The 21,270-nt window shown below is 72.8% G+C and carries 14 protein-coding genes, 1 tRNA gene and 2 pseudogenes; 15 read left to right on the plus strand and 2 right to left on the minus strand.

Going from position 1 to position 21,270, the window contains the following annotated elements:
• The first annotated feature begins 7 nt into the window (after positions 1–7).
• The 3 genes from AVW11_RS14840 to AVW11_RS36570 are packed head-to-tail and all read left to right on the plus strand — an operon-like array spanning position 8 to position 955.
• Complete coding sequence (locus AVW11_RS14840) at positions 8–205, plus strand: DUF4244 domain-containing protein (protein WP_078094791.1); 198 nt, start codon at positions 8–10, stop codon at positions 203–205.
• Complete coding sequence (locus AVW11_RS36565; protein WP_076044213.1) at positions 192–584, plus strand: TadE family type IV pilus minor pilin; 393 nt, start codon at positions 192–194, stop codon at positions 582–584. The genes AVW11_RS14840 and AVW11_RS36565 overlap by 14 nt, the downstream gene beginning before the upstream one ends.
• Positions 581–955, plus strand: coding sequence for an Rv3654c family TadE-like protein (locus AVW11_RS36570; RefSeq protein WP_060177030.1), 375 nt, complete (start codon positions 581–583; stop codon positions 953–955). The genes AVW11_RS36565 and AVW11_RS36570 overlap by 4 nt, the downstream gene beginning before the upstream one ends.
• A gap of 333 nt (positions 956–1,288) precedes the next feature.
• Here AVW11_RS36570 and AVW11_RS14855 read toward each other — a convergent pair whose 3' ends face one another.
• Positions 1,289–3,754, minus strand: coding sequence for a DEAD/DEAH box helicase (locus AVW11_RS14855; RefSeq protein WP_076044214.1), 2,466 nt, complete (start codon positions 3,752–3,754; stop codon positions 1,289–1,291).
• 81 nt (positions 3,755–3,835) lie between these two features.
• Between AVW11_RS14855 and bldG the strand changes: the two genes are divergently transcribed.
• From bldG to AVW11_RS14905, 10 genes are all read left to right on the plus strand, one after another.
• The gene (bldG, locus tag AVW11_RS14860; protein ID WP_030028781.1) at positions 3,836–4,177 is read left to right on the plus strand and encodes an anti-sigma factor antagonist BldG; all 342 of its coding nucleotides are present in this window, start codon (positions 3,836–3,838) and stop codon (positions 4,175–4,177) included.
• A gap of 122 nt (positions 4,178–4,299) precedes the next feature.
• Complete coding sequence (locus AVW11_RS14865) at positions 4,300–4,740, plus strand: ATP-binding protein (RefSeq protein ID WP_030845805.1); 441 nt, start codon at positions 4,300–4,302, stop codon at positions 4,738–4,740.
• A 257-nt stretch (positions 4,741–4,997) separates the two neighbouring features.
• The gene (locus AVW11_RS14870) at positions 4,998–7,397 is read left to right on the plus strand and encodes a sodium-translocating pyrophosphatase (RefSeq protein WP_030845808.1); all 2,400 of its coding nucleotides are present in this window, start codon (positions 4,998–5,000) and stop codon (positions 7,395–7,397) included.
• A 162-nt stretch (positions 7,398–7,559) separates the two neighbouring features.
• Positions 7,560–8,126 carry a hypothetical protein gene (locus AVW11_RS14875; protein ID WP_037833252.1) on the plus strand — a complete coding sequence of 189 codons (567 nt, stop codon included), beginning with the start codon at positions 7,560–7,562 and terminating at the stop codon, positions 8,124–8,126.
• Between the two features lie 134 nt (positions 8,127–8,260).
• Positions 8,261–9,787, plus strand: coding sequence for a DUF7059 domain-containing protein (locus AVW11_RS14880; protein ID WP_076044215.1), 1,527 nt, complete (start codon positions 8,261–8,263; stop codon positions 9,785–9,787).
• Between the two features lie 577 nt (positions 9,788–10,364).
• The gene (gene topA, locus AVW11_RS14885; protein ID WP_076044216.1) at positions 10,365–13,208 is read left to right on the plus strand and encodes a type I DNA topoisomerase; all 2,844 of its coding nucleotides are present in this window, start codon (positions 10,365–10,367) and stop codon (positions 13,206–13,208) included.
• A 120-nt stretch (positions 13,209–13,328) separates the two neighbouring features.
• Complete coding sequence (gene tmk / locus AVW11_RS14890) at positions 13,329–16,562, plus strand: dTMP kinase (protein WP_076044217.1); 3,234 nt, start codon at positions 13,329–13,331, stop codon at positions 16,560–16,562.
• Positions 16,563–16,632: 70 nt separating this feature from the next.
• Positions 16,633–17,844 (plus strand): DNA polymerase III subunit delta', encoded by a 1,212-nt coding sequence (locus tag AVW11_RS14895; RefSeq protein WP_030845823.1) that lies wholly within the window; start codon positions 16,633–16,635, stop codon positions 17,842–17,844.
• A gap of 157 nt (positions 17,845–18,001) precedes the next feature.
• The gene (locus AVW11_RS14900) at positions 18,002–19,573 is read left to right on the plus strand and encodes an alpha/beta hydrolase (protein WP_076044218.1); all 1,572 of its coding nucleotides are present in this window, start codon (positions 18,002–18,004) and stop codon (positions 19,571–19,573) included.
• A gap of 181 nt (positions 19,574–19,754) precedes the next feature.
• Positions 19,755–19,828, plus strand: a tRNA-Thr gene (locus tag AVW11_RS14905).
• A gap of 124 nt (positions 19,829–19,952) precedes the next feature.
• On the opposite strand, the pseudogene AVW11_RS14910 reads toward AVW11_RS14905, so the two are convergent.
• Positions 19,953–20,287, minus strand: a pseudogene (locus tag AVW11_RS14910) (tyrosine-type recombinase/integrase); the annotation flags it as partial.
• 99 nt (positions 20,288–20,386) lie between these two features.
• Here AVW11_RS14910 and AVW11_RS37135 point away from each other — a divergent pair.
• Positions 20,387–20,962 (plus strand): hypothetical protein, encoded by a 576-nt coding sequence (locus tag AVW11_RS37135; RefSeq protein ID WP_143568843.1) that lies wholly within the window; start codon positions 20,387–20,389, stop codon positions 20,960–20,962.
• A 92-nt stretch (positions 20,963–21,054) separates the two neighbouring features.
• Positions 21,055–21,270, plus strand: a pseudogene (locus AVW11_RS14920) (hypothetical protein); the annotation flags it as partial.

Below are 21,270 nucleotides of genomic sequence, written 5' to 3' on the forward strand. Positions count from 1 at the left end.
GGTTGCCATGAGGATCATCTGGTTTCGTGTTCGGGCGGCGCTCGCCGGTCGCGGGAGCGACGCGGGGATGTCCACTTCGGAATACGCCATGGGCACGATCGCGGCCTGCGCATTCGCGGCCGTTCTCTACAAGGTGGTGACGAGCGAAGTCGTCGCCACGGCCCTTCAGTCGACCATCGGGAAGGCGCTCGATGTGCCCTTCTGAGAAGAAGTCGGGGGGAGGCCGAGGCCGGGAAAAGCGGGACCGGGGATATGTGACGGCGGAGGCCGCCCTGGTGATTCCGGCGCTGGTGCTCTTCGCGGCGTCGCTGGTGTGGGCCCTGATGGCGGCGGCCGGGCAGATCCGGTGCGTCGACGCGGCCCGGGTCGGTGCCCGCGCGGCGGCCAGGTCGGAGCCGGCGGAGGTGGCGGTGGCGGCGGCACGCCAGGCCGCGCCGTCGGGGGCGCGGGTGGAGCTGGAGCGGGCGGGCGACCTCTGGCGGGTCCGGGTGGCGGCGCCCGTTCCGGGGCCGGCCGGGATCCCGCTGCGGCTGGGGGCGCAGGCGGTGGCCCTCGCCGAGGACAGCGTGGGGCCTCCGCCGTGAGCCGGGACCGGGACCGGGATCGTGATCGGGGCTCGGCCACGGTGTGGGCGGCTCTGGTGGCGACGGTGCTGGGCGCGGTGTTCGCGGGGGTGCTGATGCTCGGCCAGGCCGTCGTGGCCCGTCACCGGGCGGCTGCGGCTGCGGACCTGGCGGCGCTCGCGGCGGCGGCCACCTGGGCGCACGGGCCGGACACCGCCTGCGCCGCGGCGCTCCGGGTGGCCCGGGCCCAAGGGGCGGAGCTCGTCGGGTGCCGCCTCGGGGGCGAGGTGGCCGAGGTGGCCGCCCGGGTCGCAGCTGGCCCGTTCCGGCCCGAGATCCGAGCCCGCGCGGGCCCGCCCCGGGAGCCGCCGGCTGAGGACATGCCGGACTGAGAGCCGGTCCGGCCGGCCCAGGCGCCCGCCAGCCCTGCGGAAGCCGCCCGGACAGGGCCCCGCCGGACACCCGCGCGGCCGTGCGAAGCCGCCGGGCCCGCCCCAGGGGCCGCCCAGGCGCGGCAGGGTCTACGGCCCTTTGGGGCCCGGCCCAGCGCCGTAGACCCTGCCGGCCCGCCGTCCGGCCGGTTCCGCGGGGCACGCCTCCGGGGCTGCCGGGCACGGTCGTCCGGGCCTGGCGGGGGTCTGGGGCCGGCCCTTGCGGGCCCCGCCCAGGGCCGCGGCCTGGTGCGTCAGGGCGCCAGGCCCGTGCGCCGAGTGGGCGCGGGCGGGTCAGGGGGAGGGGGGTTGCGGGGATTCGGAGAGGAGGCGGGTGAGGAGGCGGATGGCGCCGCGCTTGTGGAGAGGGTCGTTGCCGTTGCCGCACTTGGGGGACTGGATGCAGGAGGGGCAGCCTGCCTCGCACTCGCAGGCGGCGATGGCGTCGCGGGTGGCCGTCAGCCAGGCGCGGGCCGTGTGGAAGGCCCGCTCCGCGAAGCCGGCGCCGCCGGGGTGGCCGTCGTAGACGAAGACCGTGGGAAGGAGGGTGTCGGGATGGAGCGGCACGGACACGCCGCCGATGTCCCAGCGGTCGCAGGTGGCGAACAGCGGCAGCATGCCGATGGAGGCGTGCTCGGCGGCGTGCAGGGCGCCGCCGAGGATCTCCGGGTTGATCCGGGCCTCGTCGAGCTGGTCCTCGGTCACGGTCCACCAGACGGCCCTGGTGCGCAGGGTGCGGGGCGGCAGGTCCAGCTTGGCCTCGCCGAGGACCTCGCCGGTGATCAGTTTGCGGCGCAGGTAGGAGACGACCTGGTTGGTCACCTCCACGGAGCCGAAGCAGAGCCGGGCCGGGCCCCAGGGGACCTCGGTCTCGGTTTCCAGGATGGAGATGGAGGTGGTGTCACGGGCCGTGGTGGAGAAGGGCGGGTCGGCCGCCTCCACGAGGGCCGCCGAGCCCTCCAGGTCCAGGTGCTGCACCAGATACGTACGGCCCTGGTGGAGGTGGACGGCACCCTCGTGGACGGCGGTGTGGGCCGCCGACTCGTCGACCGTGCCCAGCAGCCGGCCGGTGGCGGCCTCGACGATCTGCACCGGACGCCCGCCGCCGCCCCGGATGTCGGTCAGGTCCGAGGCCCGCTCCCGGCGGGTCCAGTGCCAGCCCGCCGCCCGCCGGCGCAGCAGCTTCGCCGCTTCGAGCTGGGGGAGGAGTTCCGCGGTGGCTGGCCCGAAGAGGTCCAGGTCCGCCTCGGTCAGCGGGAGCTCCTCCGCAGCCGCACACAGGTGGGGGGCGAGGACGTACGGGTTGTCGGGGTCCAGGACGGTGGCTTCCACCGGTTGGCGGAACAGCGCTTCCGGATGGTGGACCAGGTAGGTGTCGAGCGGATCGTCCCGGGCGATCAGCACGGCCAGCGCGCCCTGGCCCGAGCGCCCGGCCCGGCCCGCCTGCTGCCACAGGGAGGCCCGCGTACCCGGATATCCGGTGATCAGCACGGCGTCCAGGCCGGAGACGTCCACGCCCAGCTCCAGGGCGGTCGTGGCGGCCAGCCCCAGCAGCTCGCCGGAGTGCAGGGCCCGCTCCAGGGCCCGGCGCTCCTCGGGCAGGTAGCCGCCCCGGTAGGCCGCGACCCGCCGGGGCAGGGACCGGTCGACCTCCGCGAGGCGCTCCTGGGTGATCACGGAGATCAGTTCCGCGCCGCGCCGGGAGCGCACGAAGGCCACCGTACGGACGCCCTGGACCACCAGGTCGGTCAGCAGGTCTGCGGTCTCCGCGGTGGCCGTACGGCGTACGGGGGCGCCCCTCTCGCCCCGCAGCTCGGTGAGCAGCGGCGGCTCCCAGAGGGCGAAGACCACCTCGCCGCGCGGTGAGGCGTCGTCGGTGATCTCGGTCACCGGTACCCCGGTCAGCCGGGACGCCGCCGCCGCCGGGTCGCTGGCGGTGGCGGAGGCCAGCAGGAACACCGGCTCGGAGCCGTAGCGGGCGCACAGCCGCCGCAGCCGGCGCAGGACCTGTGCCACGTGGGAGCCGAAGACCCCGCGGTAGGTGTGGCACTCGTCGATCACCACGTAGCGCAGGGCGCGCAGGAAGGAGGACCAGCGGGGGTGGGCCGGGAGGATCCCGCGGTGCAGCATGTCGGGGTTGGTCAGGACGTAGTTCGCGTACTGGCGCACCCATTCGCGCTCCTCGACGGGCGTGTCCCCGTCGTAGACCGCGGGGCGGACGGCGTTGCCCAGCGGGGCGGCCAGGTCCCGTACGGCGCGCCGCTGGTCGGCCGCCAGGGCCTTGGTGGGGGCCAGGTACAGGGCGGTCGCGCCCCTGCCGTTCGGCGCCTGTGCGCCGTCCGCGAGGGCCGAGAGCACGGGGGCGAGGTAGGCCAGGGACTTGCCCGAGGCGGTTCCGGTGGCGACGACCACGGATTCGCCGTCCAGGGCGTGTTCGGCGGCCGCGGCCTGGTGTTCCCACGGATGGCCGATCCCGGCGGCCTGGATGGCGGCTACTACGTCCGTTCGGATGCGGTCGGGCCAGACTGCATGACGGCCCTCCCGAGGGGGCAAGTGCTCCGTATGGGTGATGCGCGCAGACCGGAAAGGCCCCCGTGACAGGCGGTTCAGGACCGTGTCGGGGGTGGGTCGGGAGTCCGCGTCTGCCGTGGGCCGTCCGGGACCGTGAGTGTGGGCCATCGGAACCGAGTGTGTCACCGGCGTGCGGGACAATGGTCGGAAGGCGTCGTGCGCGCCTGCCGGTAAGTGATTGAATGCCATTGCGGCAGCCAATCCCTCACCTACCTTCGGGTGGGGAGGCCCCTGGGGGGCGCCGCTCGATAGCAAGGTGCTGGAGGATCCGTGGACCTGTCCCTGTCGACTCGCACTGTCGGCGACCGTACGGTCGTGGAGGTCGGTGGCGAGATTGATGTGTATACCGCGCCCAAGCTGCGCGAGCAGTTGGTCGAGTTGGTGAACGACGGCAGCTACCACCTGGTCGTCGACATGGAGCGAGTGGACTTCCTCGACTCCACCGGACTTGGTGTGCTCGTGGGAGGTCTCAAGCGCGTCCGCGCGCACGAGGGTTCGCTCCGCCTGGTGTGCAACCAGGAGCGCATCCTGAAGATCTTCCGTATTACCGGTCTGACCAAGGTGTTCCCGATCCACACCACGGTGGACGACGCCGTCAACGCCACCGACTGACGGCTCCGGACGGCCCCCGGCAGTTTCCGGACAGTCGGGGGCCGGCAAGGAGAGCGGGGGTGCCGGACCATGGATGGTCCGGACCCCTGTCAAGGCACGCCCGTAGTCCGAGGGGGACGCCCATGGCCACCGTTGAACTGCGCTTCAGCGCCCAGCCCGAACACGTCCGGACGGCCCGCCTGGTCGCGGCCGCCGTGGCGCGCAGGGCCGGCGTGGAGGAAGCCGTCCTCGACGAGGTCCGCCTCGCCGTGGGCGAGGCGTGCTCGCGTGCCGTCGGACTCCACCGGAGCAACGGGCTGACCGCGCCCGTCCGGGTGGTGCTGACCGAAGAGGACAAGTCGTTCTCCATCGAGGTCGGCGACGAGGTTCCCGGCCCGGAGGGGATCCCGGCCGACACCGTGTCCGGCATCGCCGCGGTCCAGGACTCCGACGGGGACACCGAGGACGAGATGGGGCTCGCGGTGATCAGCGGGCTCGTCGACGACGTCGAGGTGACCAGTGGGGAATCGGGCGGGACCATCAGGATGAGCTGGCCCGTCTCGGGGTCTTCCGATCTTCCGTGAGATCCACGGCGCGCGCATTCCCTCCTATCTTCTGATCTTTATCAAGGCCCTGCTGAGCAGGGCCTTTTTCATTTCCCTAGATCAATGAGCATCCGTCAATGCCTTTGCCCCATTACCACTTTCGAGGGTAATGGAGTGACGCGATCTATTGCTGAGGAGCAGGAGCACGCCAATTGCGTTTCCTGCGCACTGTTTTGATCGGGATGCGCTCCCTACAATCCGTCCACATCTTGAGCTCATCACGTCAAGGAGGACGAATGACGGGGCTCTTCACCCCTCTCGCGCCGGATGGCACCGCTGATCTGGCATCCGCAGTACTCACCGATGACAATCGGCTCATCGTGATCGTCATTGCGGCCGTGGCACTCGCCGCACTCGTCGTCGCGCAGTTCCTGGTCCGCCAGGTCCTCGCCGCCGACGAGGGAACCGACAGCATGAAGAAGATCGCCGCAGCCGTCCAGGAAGGCGCCAACGCCTACCTCGGCCGGCAGCTGCGCACCCTCGGCATCTTCGCCGTCGTGGTCTTCTTCCTGCTCTTCCTGCTCCCCGCCGACGACTGGAACCAGCGGGCGGGACGCTCCGCCTTCTTCCTCGTCGGCGCCATCTTCTCGGCGGCCACCGGCTACATCGGCATGCGCCTCGCGGTCCGCGCCAACGTGCGTGTCGCCGCCGCCGCACGCCAGGCCACCCCGGCCGAGGGGGAGCCAGCCAAGGACCTGACCGAGGTCTCCCACCAGGCGATGAAGATCGCCTTCCGCACGGGCGGCGTGGTCGGCATGTTCACCGTCGGCCTCGGCCTCTTCGGCGCCTCCTGCGTCGTCCTGGTCTACGCCGCGGACGCCCCCAAGGTCCTGGAGGGCTTCGGTCTCGGCGCCGCCCTGATCGCGATGTTCATGCGCGTGGGCGGCGGAATCTTCACCAAGGCCGCCGACGTCGGCGCCGACCTGGTCGGCAAGGTCGAACAGGGCATTCCGGAGGACGACCCGCGCAATGCCGCGACCATCGCCGACAACGTGGGCGACAACGTCGGAGACTGCGCCGGAATGGCGGCCGACCTCTTCGAGTCCTACGCCGTCACCCTCGTGGCAGCGCTCATCCTCGGCAAGGCCGCCTTCGGCGACCTGGGCCTGGCCTTCCCGCTGATCGTCCCCGCCATCGGCGTCATCACCGCGATGATCGGCATCTTCGCGGTCTCCCCGCGCCGCAGCGACCGCAGCGGCATGACCGCCATCAACCGCGGCTTCTTCATCTCGGCCGTGATCTCCCTGGTGCTGGTCGCGATCGCCGTCTACGCCTACCTGCCGTCCACCTACAAGGAGCTCGTCGGCGTCGAGAACGAGGCGATCACCAACCACTCCGGCGACCCGCGCGTCCTGGCCGTCGTCGCCGTCGCCATCGGCATCGTGCTGGCGGCCCTGATCCAGCAGCTGACCGGCTACTTCACCGAGACCAACCGCCGCCCCGTCCGGGACATCGGCAAGTCCTCCCTGACGGGAGCCGCCACGGTCGTCCTCGCCGGCATCTCCGTCGGCCTGGAGTCCGCCGTCTACACGGCGCTCCTGATCGGCCTCGGCGTCTACGGGGCGTTCCTGCTCGGCGGCACCTCGATCCTGCTGGCGCTCTTCGCGGTGGCCCTGGCCGGCACCGGCCTGCTCACCACCGTCGGCGTCATCGTCGCCATGGACACCTTCGGGCCCGTCTCCGACAACGCCCAGGGCATCGCCGAGATGTCCGGCGACGTCGAGGGCGCCGGCGCGCAGGTCCTGACCGACCTCGACGCCGTCGGCAACACCACCAAGGCCATCACCAAGGGCATCGCCATCGCGACGGCCGTGCTCGCCGCCGCCGCGCTCTTCGGCTCGTACAACGACGCGATCGCCGTCGCGGTCAAGGAAGTCGGCGCCAAGGCCGGGGAGCTGAACCTCAGCCTGGACATCGCGCAGCCCAACAACCTCGTCGGGCTGATCCTGGGCGCGGCCGTGGTCTTCCTGTTCTCCGGCCTCGCCATCAACGCGGTCTCCCGCTCCGCGGGCTCGGTGGTCTACGAGGTGCGCCGCCAGTTCCGCGAGCACCCCGGGATCATGGACTACAGCGAGAAGCCCGAGTACGGGCGCGTCGTCGACATCTGCACCAAGGACGCGCTGCGCGAGCTCGCCACGCCCGGCCTGCTCGCCGTCCTGACACCGATCGCGGTCGGCTTCAGCCTCGGTGTGGGCGCCCTCGGGGCCTTCCTCGCCGGCGCCATCGGCACGGGCACGCTGATGGCGGTCTTCCTCGCCAACTCCGGCGGCGCCTGGGACAACGCCAAGAAGCTGGTCGAGGACGGCCACCACGGCGGCAAGGGCAGCGAGGCCCACGAGGCGGTCGTGATCGGCGACACGGTCGGCGACCCGTTCAAGGACACCGCCGGTCCCGCGATCAACCCGCTGCTGAAGGTCATGAACCTGGTGGCGCTGCTGATCGCCCCCGCCGTCGTGCAGTTCAGCTACGGCGCGGACACCAGCCCGACCGTACGGGCGATCGTCGCGGTCCTCGCGATCGGCGTCATCGTCGGCGCGGTGTACGTCTCCAAGCGCCGCGGCATCGCCGTGGGGGACGAGACGGACGGGACGGCCGAGCGGGTGGCCCAGTCGGCCGATCCGGCGACGGTCTCCTGACCGAGGCGCCGGCCGAAGGACGGGCCGGGCCGGGCAGGGCCGGCCGTGCGCCCGAACGGCGGACAGGCGACGCGGACTGACGCGTCGTCTGTCCGCCTTTGTGCGTCCCCCGACGGCAGGCGTGTATCTTCCGGGCCGAGAGCCTTCGAAGGGACCAATCCGGTGAACAAGAAGCTTGCGGCCGCGTTGTCGGGCAGTGCGGTGCTGATGCTCGTCCTGTCCGGCTGCGGCGGGGACGACGGCGACGAGAAGGCCAACGCCTGGGCCAAGAAGGTCTGCGACCAGTGGCAGCCCGAACTCAAGAAGATCGAGACCGCCAACGCCGACATCAAGCGCGTGGCCACGGAGAGCAGCAAGCCCGACGAGGTCAAGCAGACCGACGCGGCGGCTTTCGCGGCCATGTCGGAGTCGTACAAGACGATGGGCAGCGCCCTGCAGCAGGCGGGTGTGCCGCCGGTCAAGAACGGCGCCAAGACCCAGGAGGCGGCGGTCAAGGGCTTCGAGGCGACCTCCAAGGGGTACGCCGACCTGAAGGCCAAGATGGACGCCCTCGACCCCGCGGACCAGACGAAGTTCGCCGACGGCCTCAAGGAGGTCGCGGGCGGCCTGCAGGAGGCGACGAAGGGCGGCCAGGACGCCCTCGCCACGCTCAACGCGGGCGGTCTCGACAAGGCCATCAACAACCAGAAGGGCTGCCAGGTCGCGGCGACCTCGGCAGCGCCCAAGTAGGCGCCCTCCAGGGCGCGTACCGCGCCGCACGAGGACCCGGGCGGCCGGGCTCCCGCGAGGGAGCCCGGCCGCCCTTTCGCACATCCGGGCCCGTGGTGACCGGCGGGACGGGCCCCAGCGGACACAATGGACGGGTGAGTACCACCAGCCTCCCCACCCCCGACCACGCCGCCGAGCTCCGCAGCGCGATGCTGGCCGCCGGCTTCACCGCCGACGGGCTGCTCGACCTGCTCGGCGCCCCCGCCTACGCCGCGCTGGCCCGCAGCGAGACGGTCCCCGCCCTGCGCGCCACCCGGGGCGGCGGAGACGGCCCGCTCGCCACCCTGGTCCGGCTGTTCCTGCTCCAGCAGCCCGTGCCGTACGTGCACGCCGCGACGGCGATGCCGGTCGAGGCCGCCCTGGCCGACGGGTGGCTGCGGCGCGAGGGCGACGAGGTGCACGCCACCGTCGACGTGCGCCCGTACGGGGGCCCCGACGGCGAGGACTGGTTCATCGTCTCGGACCTCGGCTGCGCCGTCGGCGGGGCCGGCGGGATCGGCAGCCGGGAGGAGGGCGTCGTACTCGGCGTCGGCGGAGCCTCCACGACCCTGGCCGGGATTACCGTGCGCACGCCGGTCGGCTCCGCCCTCGACGTGGGTACCGGATCGGGCATCCAGGCGCTGCACGCCACCCGGCACGCGACCCGGGTCACCGCCACCGACGTCAACCCCAGAGCCCTCGGATTCACCCGTTTGACGCTGGCCCTCTCCGGGGCGCCGGAGGCCGAGCTGCTCACCGGCTCGCTCTTCGAGCCGGTCGGCGAGGCGACGTACGACCTGATCGTGTCGAACCCGCCGTTCGTGATCTCCCCGGGCGCCCGGCTGACGTACCGCGACGGCGGAATGGGCGGCGACGACCTGTGCCGGACGTTGGTCCAGGAGGCGGGCGCACGGCTCAATCCCGGCGGGTACGCGCAGTTCCTCGGCAACTGGCAGCACGTGGAGGGCGAGGACTGGCGCGACCGGCTCCGCTCCTGGGTGCCGCGCGGCTGTGATGCCTGGATCGTCCAGCGCGACGTGCAGGACGTCACGCAGTACGCGGAGCTGTGGCTGCGCGACGCGGGCGACCACCGCACCGACCCCGAGGAGTACGCGCGGCGTTACGAGGACTGGCTGGACGAGTTCGAGGCCCGCAAGACCAGGAGCGTCGGCTTCGGATGGATCACCTTGCGCCGGACGGACGCGGCGGAGCCCTCGATCGTGGTCGAGGAGTGGCCGCACACGGTGGAGCAGCCGCTCGGCGAGGCCGTCCTCGCCCACTTCGCCCGCCAGGACTACCTGCGCGAGCACGACGACGCGGCCCTGCTGGAGGCCCGCTTCGTGCTGGTCGAGGAAGTCGTCCAGGAGCAGGTCGGCTCGCCCGGAGCGGAGGACCCCGAACATGTCGTGCTCCGGCAGAACCGCGGAATGCGGCGCGCCACGAAGGTCGACACGGTCGGCGCGGGCTTCGCGGGAGTGTGTGACGGCTCACTGAGCGCCGGACGGATCCTGGACGCGATCGCACAGCTGATGCAGGAGGACCCCGTCGTGCTGCGCGACCGGACTCCGGAGGCCATCCGGATGCTGGTTGAGCAGGGTTTCCTGGAGCCCGTGGCGACCCCCGGTCAGAAGCCGGCACCGTGATGTAACCCTGGGTTCGCCCGGCGTATCCCCGGGGCTGGCAGCGTGCTGCGCAGCGGGGTCCGGGGGGGGCCCGGGAGTGGCCCGGGGGTGAGGGGAACGGCGCGGAAACCGGTCCGGCGATCTTCGCCGAGGCCGTGTTCACGCTGTTCGGGGCCGCTCTGCAGGCCTGGACGGGAGCGCGCGCCGGCCGCCGTGCGCCGGTGGTCGAGGCTGCGCGCCCCGTCACGGTCGAACCATCGCCTCCGCTTCTTCGGCGGGGCTGCGCGGGCCAGGGGCGGCCCGGCGGCGCAGGCCGGTCCGGCGCCGCCGCGAGGGGTGCGCCGGCGGCCGCGGCACCGGCTCCGGAAGCCCACGCGGGACGGGGCGCGGACGCGGGGCCAGACGGCCCCGCGGCCACTCGGCCCGGTGATCGGGAAGGGTCCGGCGCGGCATCCGGGCGGCAGAAACCGCACTTGTCGGGTTACCGTTCGAGTGGCCGTTGCGGGCTTGTGCCGTTTGACACGGGGGCGGGTTGTACCGTCACACTCCGCAGCGTCGCCGTACTGCGACCGAGTGCCGACCGGAGAGAAGAGCCAAGTTGTCCCCGACTAGCGAGACCGCAAAGGGCGGCCGCCGACTCGTCATCGTCGAGTCCCCTGCCAAGGCGAAGACGATCAAGGGCTACCTCGGCCCGGGATACGTCGTCGAGGCGAGCGTCGGGCACATCCGCGACCTCCCCAACGGCGCGGCCGAGGTTCCCGACAAGTACACCGGTGAGGTCCGCCGCCTCGGCGTGGACGTCGAGCACGACTTCCAGCCGATCTACGTCGTCAACGCCGACAAGAAGGCCCAGGTCCGCAAGCTCAAGGAGCTGCTGGCCGAGTCCGACGAACTCTTCCTCGCCACCGATGAGGACCGCGAGGGCGAAGCCATCGCGTGGCACCTTCAGGAAGTCCTCAAGCCCAAGGTCCCCGTCCACCGGATGGTCTTCCACGAGATCACCAAGGACGCGATCCGCGACGCCGTCGCCAACCCGCGCGAGCTGAACCAGCGCATGGTCGACGCCCAGGAGACCCGCCGCATCCTCGACCGCCTCTACGGCTACGAGGTCTCGCCGGTCCTGTGGAAGAAGGTCATGCCGCGCCTGTCGGCCGGCCGCGTCCAGTCGGTGGCCACCCGCCTCGTCGTCGAGCGGGAGCGCGAGCGCATCGCGTTCCGCTCCGCCGAGTACTGGGACCTGACCGGAACCTTCTCCACCGGCCGCGCCGGCGACCCGTCCGACCCGTCGTCGCTGGTCGCCCGCCTGAACACGGTCGACGGCAAGCGCGTCGCGCAGGGCCGCGACTTCGGCGCGAACGGGCAGCTCAAGAGCGAGGTGCTGCACCTCGACGAGGCAGGCGCGCGGGCGCTGGCCGCCGCGCTCGCCGACACCGCGTTCGCCGTCCGGTCGGTCGAGTCCAAGCCCTACCGCCGTTCCCCCTACGCCCCCTTCCGCACGACGACGCTCCAGCAGGAGGCCTCGCGCAAGCTGGGCTTCGGTGCGAAGGCGACGATGCAGGTGGCGCAGAAGCTGTACGAGAACGGCTTCATCACCTACATGCGTACGGACTCCACCACGCTCTCCGACACCGCCGTGGCGGCCGCCCGGGCGCAGGTCACCCAGCTGTACGGGGCCGACTACCTGCCGGAGAAGCCGCGCGTCTACGCGGGCAAGGTCAAGAACGCGCAGGAGGCGCACGAGGCGATCCGCCCCTCGGGTGATCGTTTCCGCACCCCGGCCGAGACGGGCCTGACCGGCGACCAGTTCCGGCTGTACGAGCTCATCTGGAAGCGCACCGTCGCCTCCCAGATGAAGGACGCGACCGGCAACAGCGTCACCGTGAAGATCGGCGGACGCGCCTCGGACGGCCGTGACGCCGAGTTCAGCGCGTCCGGCAAGACGATCACCTTCCACGGCTTCATGAAGGCGTACGTCGAGGGCGCGGACGACCCGAACGCCGAGCTCGACGACCGCGAGCGGCGCCTGCCGCAGGTCGCGGAGGGCGACGCGCTGGCCGCCGAGGAGATCACGGCGGACGGCCACGCGACCAAGCCGCCGGCCCGCTACACCGAGGCCTCGCTGGTCAAGGAGCTCGAGGAGCGCGAGATCGGCCGGCCGTCGACGTACGCGTCGATCATCGGCACGATCCTCGACCGCGGCTACGTCTTCAAGAAGGGCACGGCCCTCGTGCCGTCCTTCCTGTCGTTCGCCGTGGTCAACCTGCTGGAGAAGCACTTCGGCCGGCTCGTCGACTACGACTTCACCGCGAAGATGGAGGACGACCTCGACCGCATCGCGCGGGGCGAGGCCCAGTCCGTGCCGTGGCTGAAGCGGTTCTACTTCGGCTCCGAGAACGCCACCGAGGTCGTGCCCTCGGGCGGCGATCACCTGGGCGGCCTCAAGGAGCTGGTCACGGACCTGGGCGCGATCGACGCCCGGGAGATCTCCTCCTTCCCCGTCGGCGAGGGCATCGTGCTGCGCGTCGGCCGCTACGGGCCGTACGTGGAGCGGGGCGAGAAGGACTCCGAGGGCCACCAGCGCGCCGACATCCCCGACGACATGGCTCCGGACGAGCTGACGGTCGCCTACGCGGAGGAGCTGTTCGCGAAGCCGAGCGGAGAGTTCCAGCTCGGCAAGGACCCGGTCAGCGGGAACGAGATCGTCGCCAAGGACGGCCGCTACGGGCCGTACGTGACGGAGATCCTGCCCGAGGGCACGCCGAAGACCGGCAAGAACGCAGTCAAGGCGCGCACGGCCTCGCTCTTCAAGACGATGAGCCTGGACACGGTCACCCTCGACGACGCCCTCAAGCTGATGTCGCTGCCGCGCGTCGTCGGCGCGGACGCCGAAGGCGTGGAGATCACGGCCCAGAACGGCCGCTACGGCCCGTACCTGAAGAAGGGCACGGACTCGCGGTCCCTGGAGACCGAGGACCAGCTCTTCTCGATCACGCTGGACGAAGCCCTCGCGATCTACGCGCAGCCCAAGCAGCGCGGCCGGGCCGCGGCCAAGCCGCCGCTGAAGGAGCTGGGCGCCGACCCGGTCAGCGGGAAGCCGGTGGTCGTCAAGGACGGCCGCTTCGGACCGTACGTGACGGACGGCGAGACGAACGCGACGCTGCGGCGGGACGACGACGTCGAGACGATCACGCCCGAGCGGGGTTACGAGCTGCTCGCGGAGAAGCGGGCGAAGGGACCGGCCAAGAAGACGGCGAAGAAGACCGCCGCCAAGAAGGCCCCGGCGAAGAAGGCGACCGCGACGAAGACCGCGGCGGCCAAGAAGACGGCGGCCAAGAAGACGACGACCGCCAAGACGGCCACCGCCAAGAAGACGGTCGCGAAGAAGACCGTCGCCAAGAAGGCCGCGGCCCAGAAGACGGCCGCCGCCCCGGCGGACGAGTAGGCGCGACGGAGCCCCACGCCAAGCGTGGGGCTCCGTGCTTGCGGAAGGTGGGTCCGGGGTCACACCCGGGCTTGTCCACAGGCCTCCGCAGCCGCCAAGCGCAGCGGATAGGCTGGGCGGATGACGCGAGCCGAGCAGCCGGCGGTCGTGACCGCCCCGGCGAACCCCACCTACGACGAAGCCCTAGCCGCGGATTCCCGCGAGCGTGCGGTGCGCGCACTGCTGCGCACCCCCCGGCTGCGCCGGCTGTGGAGCGCCCAGCTGGTGAGCGGCATCGGTGATGCCCTCGCCCTGCTGGTGCTGGTTCTGCTGGCGCTTCAGGCAGCCGCCACCGAGGGCGCCTTCGGCGGCGGAGACCGCGGTGCGGCCCTCGCCGTCGCCGCCGTCTTCGGCGTCCGGATCCTCGCCACCCTGCTCTTCGGCGCCGTCCTGCTCGGCCCGCTCGCCGGGCTCCTCGGCGCCGGCGGCAAGCTGGACCGCCGCTGGACGATGATCGCAGCCGACGGGGTCCGCCTCGGCCTCTTCGTCGTCGCCCCGCTGTGGCTCGACTGGATCCCGGCCCACGCGCTCACCGCGCTGCTGGCCACCGTCTTCGTGTCCGGCGCCGCCGAACGGCTGTGGACGCTGGCCAAGGAGAGCGCCGCCCCCGCCCTGCTGCCGGAGCCGCCGCCGGAGGGCGCCACCGTACGGCCGCTTCCGGACCACATGGACGCCCTGCGGCGCCTGACCCTGCGTACGGCGTTCGCGGCGCTCCCCGTCGCGGCGGCCGCGCTGCTCGCCGCGACCCTCGTCGGCAAGGCCCTCGGCCTCGGCGTGGCCTGGTTCGCCGCGAACCAGGCCGCGCTCGGCTCGTACGTCGCCGCCGGCCTCTTCGCCGCGTCGGTCTCACTGCTGCTCCCGCTGGTGCTGCCCACCGCGGCGACCCCGCGGCCGCGTTCACCGCTGGAGGGCCTGCGCGCCCCCAAGACCGGCGACCGGCCGGACAAGGGCCGTACGGGCGCCGTCCCGCTGCTGGTCCTGAGCTGCGCCGCGGTCGCCGGAGCGGTGTCCTGCGCCGTCGCCGTGGCCGTCCTGCACGCCTTCGACCTGGGCGGCGGCCCTGCCGCGTTCGCGCTGTTCGTCCTCGCTCTCGTCGCAGGCACCGCCGCCGGCATCCGCGCCACCCAGGCCGGCAAGGTGCTGCCCGGCCTGTCCCGGCGCCGGCTGCTGGCCCTCGCCATAGCGGTGGCCGGCCTCGCGCTGCTGCTGAGCGGCCTCGTCCCGGACACGGCGACGGTGCTGTTCCTCTCGCTGCTCGCCGGCACCGCGGCGGGCGTCGCGGCCAACACCGGCCACACCCTGCTGGACCAGGAGACCGAGGAGTTCCGCCGGGCGCGGGTCACCGAGCACCTCCAGGCCGTCGTACGGGTCGCCGTGGCCGTAGGCGCCGTCGCCGCGCCCGTCCTGGCCGCGGTGATCGGCCCGCACCAGCTCACCGGGGTCGAGGTCGTCTTCTCGCACGGCGGCGCCGCCTTCACCCTGATGCTCGTCGGTGCGCTGCTGCTGCCCGTCGCCGTGGTCGTGCTCACCAAGGCGGACGACCGCCGCGGCGTGCCGCTGCGCCGCGACCTGCGCGACGCGCTGCGCGGCGGGGAGCCCGTCCAGGCCCCGGCCGCCACCGGATTCTTCATCGCGCTGGAGGGCGGCGACGGAGCGGGCAAGTCCACCCAGGTCCAGGCGCTGGCCGAGTGGATACGGGGCAAGGGCCACGAGGTCGTCGTGACCCGGGAACCGGGTGCCACCCCCGTCGGCAAGCGGCTCCGCTCGATCCTGCTCGACGTGTCCTCGGCCGGGCTGTCGAACCGCGCCGAGGCCCTGCTGTATGCGGCCGACCGCGCCGAACACGTGGACACGGTGGTGCGCCCGGCCCTGGAGCGCGGCGCGATCGTCATCTCGGACCGCTACATCGACTCCTCGGTGGCCTATCAGGGCGCCGGCCGCGACCTCTCCCCGACGGAGATCGCCCGGATCTCGCGCTGGGCGACCAGCGGGCTCGTACCGAACCTGACGGTGCTGCTCGACGTGTCGCCCGAGGCGGCGCGGGAGCGGTTCACGGAGGCACCGGACCGGCTGGAGTCGGAGCCGGCGGAGTTCCACCAGCGGGTGCGGTCGGGCTTCCTGACCCTCGCCGCGGCCGACCCCGGCCGCTACCTGGTGGTCGACGCCGGGCAGGACCCGGACTCGGTGACCACCGTCGTACGCCACCGGCTGGACCGGATGCTGCCGCTGTCCGAGGCGGAGGTGGCCGCGCAGGCGGAGGCCCGGCGCCTCGCCGAGGAGGAGGCGCGGCGCAAGGCCGAGGAAGAGGCGGCGCGCAAGGCGGAGGAGGCGCGGCTGCGGGCCGAGGAGGAGGCGCGCAAGGCCCGCGAGGCCGAGGAGGCCCGGATCAGGGCCGAGGCCGAGGCCGCCCGCAAGGCGGAGGAGGAGCGGCTGCGGGCCGAGGAGGAGGCCCGGGCGCGGGCCGAGGCCGAGCGGCTGCGCGCGGAGGCCGAGGCGAAGGCGCGCGCGGCGGAGGCGGAGCGGCTGCGCAAGCAGGCCGAGGAGGAGGCCCGGCTGCGGGCCGAGGCCGAGGAGCGGCGGCTGGAGAAGCAGCGGCGGGCCGAGGAGGCCCTGCTGAAGGCCGAGGAGGCGCGCCGGCTGGTGGAGGCCTCGGCGGCCGAGGCCGCGGCGAAGGCGGCGGCCGCCGCGGCCGCCGCGGAGGCCCGGGCGGCCGCGGAGGCCCAGGCTGCTGCCGCGGCTGCGGCTCCGGCAGCTCCGGCTCCGGCAGCTCCGGCGTCCGGTCCCGCCGCTTCGGGACCCAGGATCGACATGGTGAAGGAGCCGCACCCCGACGACGCGGTGACGATCGAGACCCCGGCGGTCAAGCGGGTCGTCCGGCCCGACGACGTGACCCAGACCGTTCCGGTGCCGAAGGTCGACCCGTCCTCCGCGGCGTCCGCCGTGGAGGAGACGGCCGTGCTGCCGCCGGTGCGTCCGGCCGACGAGACGGCGGTGCTGCCGCCCGTACGCCCGGACGCCCCGCAGGGCTCCGGCAGCGGGGGCCCCGCCCGGTCCGCGACACGGCCGACGGCCCGGCGCCCCGAGGAGGACCCGGCCGATCGGGTGCCGTCGGGCATCTTCCGGGACTCCAGCAACGACCGGACGCGGGAACTCCCCGTCGTCGACGACGACGGCCGACCGCGCCGTCCCCGGCCGGACTGGGCGGAGGAGACCCCGCTCGACGACCTGCCGACGCTGGCGGACGAGCTGCTGGGCCGCCACCGCGACGAGGACGACGACGAGGGCGAAGGCACAGCGCGCCGCACCCGCCGCTGAGGCGGCCGTAACGGATTGTCGGTGGCGCCCGACACAATGGGTGCACGGAGAGTGAGAGGTGGTGGGCGGGATGCCCGTATGGGACGACCTGGTGGGCCAGGAGCGGATCCACACGCAGCTGGCCGCCGCCGCTCGCGACGCCGATGCGCTGGTCACGGCCGCCACGAACGGGACCGCGCCGCCCGCCGCGTCGAGGATGACCCACGCCTGGCTCTTCACGGGACCGCCGGGAGCCGGGCGGGTCACCGCCGCCCGGGCCTTCGCGGCGGCCCTGCAGTGCACCAGCCCGGACCGTGCTCTCGGCGGTGAGCCGGGCTGCGGGTTCTGCGACGGCTGCCACACCACGATGGTCGGCACCCACGCGGACGTCTCCACCGTCGCCGCGGTCGGCAGCCAGATCCTCGTCGACGACATGCGCGACACCGTCCGCAAGTCCTACACCTCCCCCGCGACGGGCCGCTGGCAGATCATCCTGGTCGAGGACGCCGAGCGGCTGAACGAGAAGTCCGCCAACGCCGTCCTCAAGGCGGTGGAGGAGCCCGCGCCCCGCACCGTGTGGCTGCTGTGCTCGCCGTCCCTGGAGGACGTGCTGCCCACCATCCGCTCCCGCTGCCGCCACCTCGCCCTCAGCACCCCGTCGGTCACGGCCGTCGCCGACATGCTGGTGCGGCGGGACGGCGTCGAGCCGGCGGCGGCCCTGGCCGCCGCCAGGGCCACGCAGGGGCACGTCGACCGCGCCCGTCGGCTGGCCACCGACGAGGGGGCCAGGGAGCGCAGGGCGACGGTCCTGAAGCTCCCGCTGCGGGTGGACGATGTCGGAGCCTGCCTCAAGGCCGCCCAGGAGCTGGTGGACGCCGCCGCCGAGGACGCCAAGCAGATGGCCGAGGAGGTCGACACCAAGGAGACCGAAGAGCTCCGCGCCGCCCTCGGCGCCGCCGCCGGTACGGGCGGGCGGATGCCGCGCGGCACGGCGGGCGTCATGAAGGAGCTGGAGGACAAGCAGAAGCGGCGCCGGACCCGGACCCAGCGCGACAGCCTCGACCTGGCACTCACCGACCTGACCGGCTTCTACCGCGACGTCCTGGCCCTCCAGCTCGGCTCGGCCCTCGCCATCGCCAACGAGGACATACGGCAGGACCTGGAGCGCATCGCGAAGGCCTCCGGGCCGGAGCGGACCCTGCGCCGGATCGAGGCGATCATCGCCTGCCGCGACGCCCTCGACCGCAACGTCGCGCCGCTCCTCGCGGTGGAGGCGATGACGATGTCGCTGCGCGCGGGCTGACCCCCTCCGGGCCGGGGGACTCACCCGTAAGGGCGAACCGGCCTCCGGGCCGGAGCAGGCCGGGCCCCTGCGCTGCCCGGCGGGCGCCACGGAAGGGCCGGGTCCGTCCGGAGCAGAGGGCCCGTCTGCGCCCGCCGGCAGGACGTAGGCTCCGAGGATGGACACCAGTCGCGCGCTGCGTACCACCGGGACCGTGATCGCAGTGGCCGGGCTGCTGCTCTCCGGATGCACCTCCGGAGGGTCGGAGACGCTCCAAACCGCCGCGTCCGCGAGAGGGGAGGCCGGCGCCACGGCGTCGGTGCCGCCGTCCCCCGACGCCGCCGCGATGCGTCCGTACTACGCCCAGAAGCTGACCTGGCGCGACTGCGGTGTCCCCGGATTCCAGTGCTCCACGATGAAGGCGCCGCTGGACTACGCGAACCCCGGCGCGGGCGGGGACGTGGACATCGCGGTGGCCCGCCGGGTGGCGACGGGCCCCGGCAAGCGGCTCGGCTCGCTCGTGGTCAATCCGGGCGGCCCCGGCGGCTCCGGCATCGGCTACCTCCAGGCGTACGCGGGCATCGGCTATCCCGCCCCGGTGCGCGCCCGGTACGACATGGTGTCCTTCGATCCGCGCGGCGTGGAGCGCAGCAGCCCCGTCGAGTGCCTCACCGGCCCGGAGATGGACAAGTACACCCAGGTGGACCAGACGCCGGACGACGCGGCCGAGCGGGCCCGCCTGGTGGCCGCCTTCAAGGAGTTCGCGGCCGGCTGCGAGGCCCGCTCGAAGAGGGTGCTGCCGCACGTCTCGACTGTCGATGCCGCCCGCGACATGGACCTGCTACGCGCCGTCCTCGGCGACGGGAAGCTGAACTACGTCGGGGCCTCGTACGGCACGCTGCTGGGCGCGACGTACGCGAACCTCTTCCCCGACCGGGTCGGCCGGCTGGTCCTGGACGGCGCGATGGACCCCACGCGCCAGGCGCTCGACCTCAACCGGGACCAGACCGAGGGCTTCGAGACGGCCTTCACCTCCTTCGCCAAGGACTGCGCGAAGCAACCCGACTGCCCGCTGGGCCAGGGCAGCCCCGAGGAGGTCGCCGCCCGTCTGCAGGACTTCTTCCGCAAGCTCGACGCGCAGCCCGTGCCCAGCGGCGACGACAAGCGCCCGCTCGGCGAGGCCCTCGCGACGACCGGGGTGATCGCGGCGCTCTACGACGAGAACGCCTGGCCCCAGCTGCGCGAAGCGCTGACCTCGGCGATGAACGGCGACGGGTCGGGCCTGCTGGGCCTGGCCGACAGCTACTACGAGCGCGGGGCGGACGGGAAGTACGCCAACCTGATGTTCGCGAACGCCGCCGTCAACTGCCTCGACCAGCCCGCGGCCTTCACCGGCCCGGACGCGGTCGACGCGGCCCTGCCCTCCTTCCGGAAGGCCTCGCCGGTCTTCGGCGCGGGCCTGGCCTGGGCCGCGCTGAACTGCGGGTACTGGCCGGTGAAGGCCACGGGCAAGGCGGGCCCGCTGACCGCGAAGGGCGCCGCGCCGATCGTGGTGGTCGGCACCCTCCGCGACCCGGCGACCCCGTACAAGTGGGCGCAGGCCCTGGCCGGCCAGCTGGAGTCGGGCACCCTTCTCACCTACGACGGCGACGGCCACACGGCGTACGGGCGCGGCAGCGACTGCATCGACACCGCGATCAACCGCTACCTGCTGGAGGGCAAGCCCCCGCAGGACGGCAAGAAGTGCTGAGCCCCCGCCCCCGGCCCCACCAGGCCCCGCCCGGTGGCCGGTACGGGTGGATCAGGCCCGTTGCGCGAGCTGCGTCCCGCCCCGGCGAAACCTGGTTCGGGGCACCCGCCGAGACCCTGTAGACTTGGCGCCGCTGCTGATGAGAGCACCTCTTCGAGGGAATACTTGTCTGACCAGCGGTGCCGCCTTAGCTCAGTTGGCCAGAGCAACGCACTCGTAATGCGTAGGTCTCGGGTTCGAATCCCGAAGGCGGCTCTGTAGAAGCCCCAGGACTCACTCGCCGTGACCTGGGGCTTTTGCTATTTCCGGGGCCGGTCGGCACATGCGGCGGCTGGGGCTCGGAACCCCGTGCGTGAGCGATGCGTGAGCGGAGGGGCTGTCAGCCCTTCTTCGCGGCCTTCTTGGCCTTGACCCTCTTCTTCCCCTGGGCCTTCGCCTTCGCGGCTTGCTTGGCCTTCTTGGCGGCCTTGCGGGCCTGCTCTTCCTGCTCGGCCTTGCGCTGGAGAGGGACCAGCTTGGCGGTGGCCTCGGCGGCGCTCTTGCCGACGTGGGGGAGCACGCTCAGATGTCGCGCGTGATCCGGGTGTTGCTGTGGCCGAGCGTGTCGGACACGATCTTGATGTCGATGTCGGCCGCCAGCATGAGCGTCGCCGCCCCGTGCCGGAGATCGTGCAGCCGGATCGGCGGCAGCCCGGAGGCGGCCACCAGCCGCTCGGCGCGCCCGCCTGCGGCCGGCGGCACGGCTCCGCGCGGTCCTTCAAGAAGGCCCAGGTCAACGACCTGGGCCTGGGTCGTTTGCGCGGTCCGAAGTGGGTGCAGGAAGCTGAACCGTGCATACAGGAAGCTGAACGCTCTTTTCCCTCTCAGGGGCTCTCCGGCGCGGCAGAGTTGTCCTCGTCGAGAAGTCAACGACACCACGAGGGGAAACGAAATGCCGAAGTCTGCCGCTGCCAGGAACGTGCGAAGAAGCGCTCGGTCTACGTATTCACCGCGCTGGGGTTGGTCGCCGGAATCGCCGTCGCAACCCTGACCAATGCGGGTGACTCGGAGGACCGTTCCGCCGCGCCGGCCGGCATCCACCACGTCGTCGCGACCGCCGTCACGGTGGCGGACGAGAGGCCCCGCGAGCCGACGGAGCCGCAGGTCACGGCTGCTTCGATCCCGGGCTGGCAGACCCCCAACCCGCAGATCCCCGGCTGGCAGAACCCGAGCCGGCGGGGCCCGAGCCCGTCGGCGGCCACCGTCCCGCGACGCAGAGCATCTGAGGTCGGCCACCCGATGTCGACCACATTCGCTCCCGTCGATCTCGACGGAGTTCCCGCGGTGGAATCCTTTCTCGACCGCATGGGATTCGGCCACTTCGACAGAATTCGGTCTCCGCGCCGATAGGCCGCAACGAAATATGGGCCGGCAGCACGGAAAGCGGCCGCCAGGTCTTCGTCAAACGGCTCGTCGGAACCGGAGATGACGTCCGCGACCGGATGCGGCGGCTGCTCGCCTTCGAGCGGTTCGCCGTCACCCTCCCGCCCCACGCACTGCGCGGCCCGGTCTTCCTGGGCAACGACCCCGCCGAACGGCTGGTCGCCTTCACCTACCTCGACGGCGCCCGCAGCGGTGCCGAGCTGATGGTGGACGAGAGCTTCGACGACGAGCTGGCCGGCGAACGCCCGCGGCGGGTGCCCGACTCCGGGCACCCG

Source organism: Streptomyces amritsarensis (assembly GCF_001953875.1).
Taxonomy (GTDB): domain Bacteria; phylum Actinomycetota; class Actinomycetes; order Streptomycetales; family Streptomycetaceae; genus Streptomyces; species Streptomyces amritsarensis.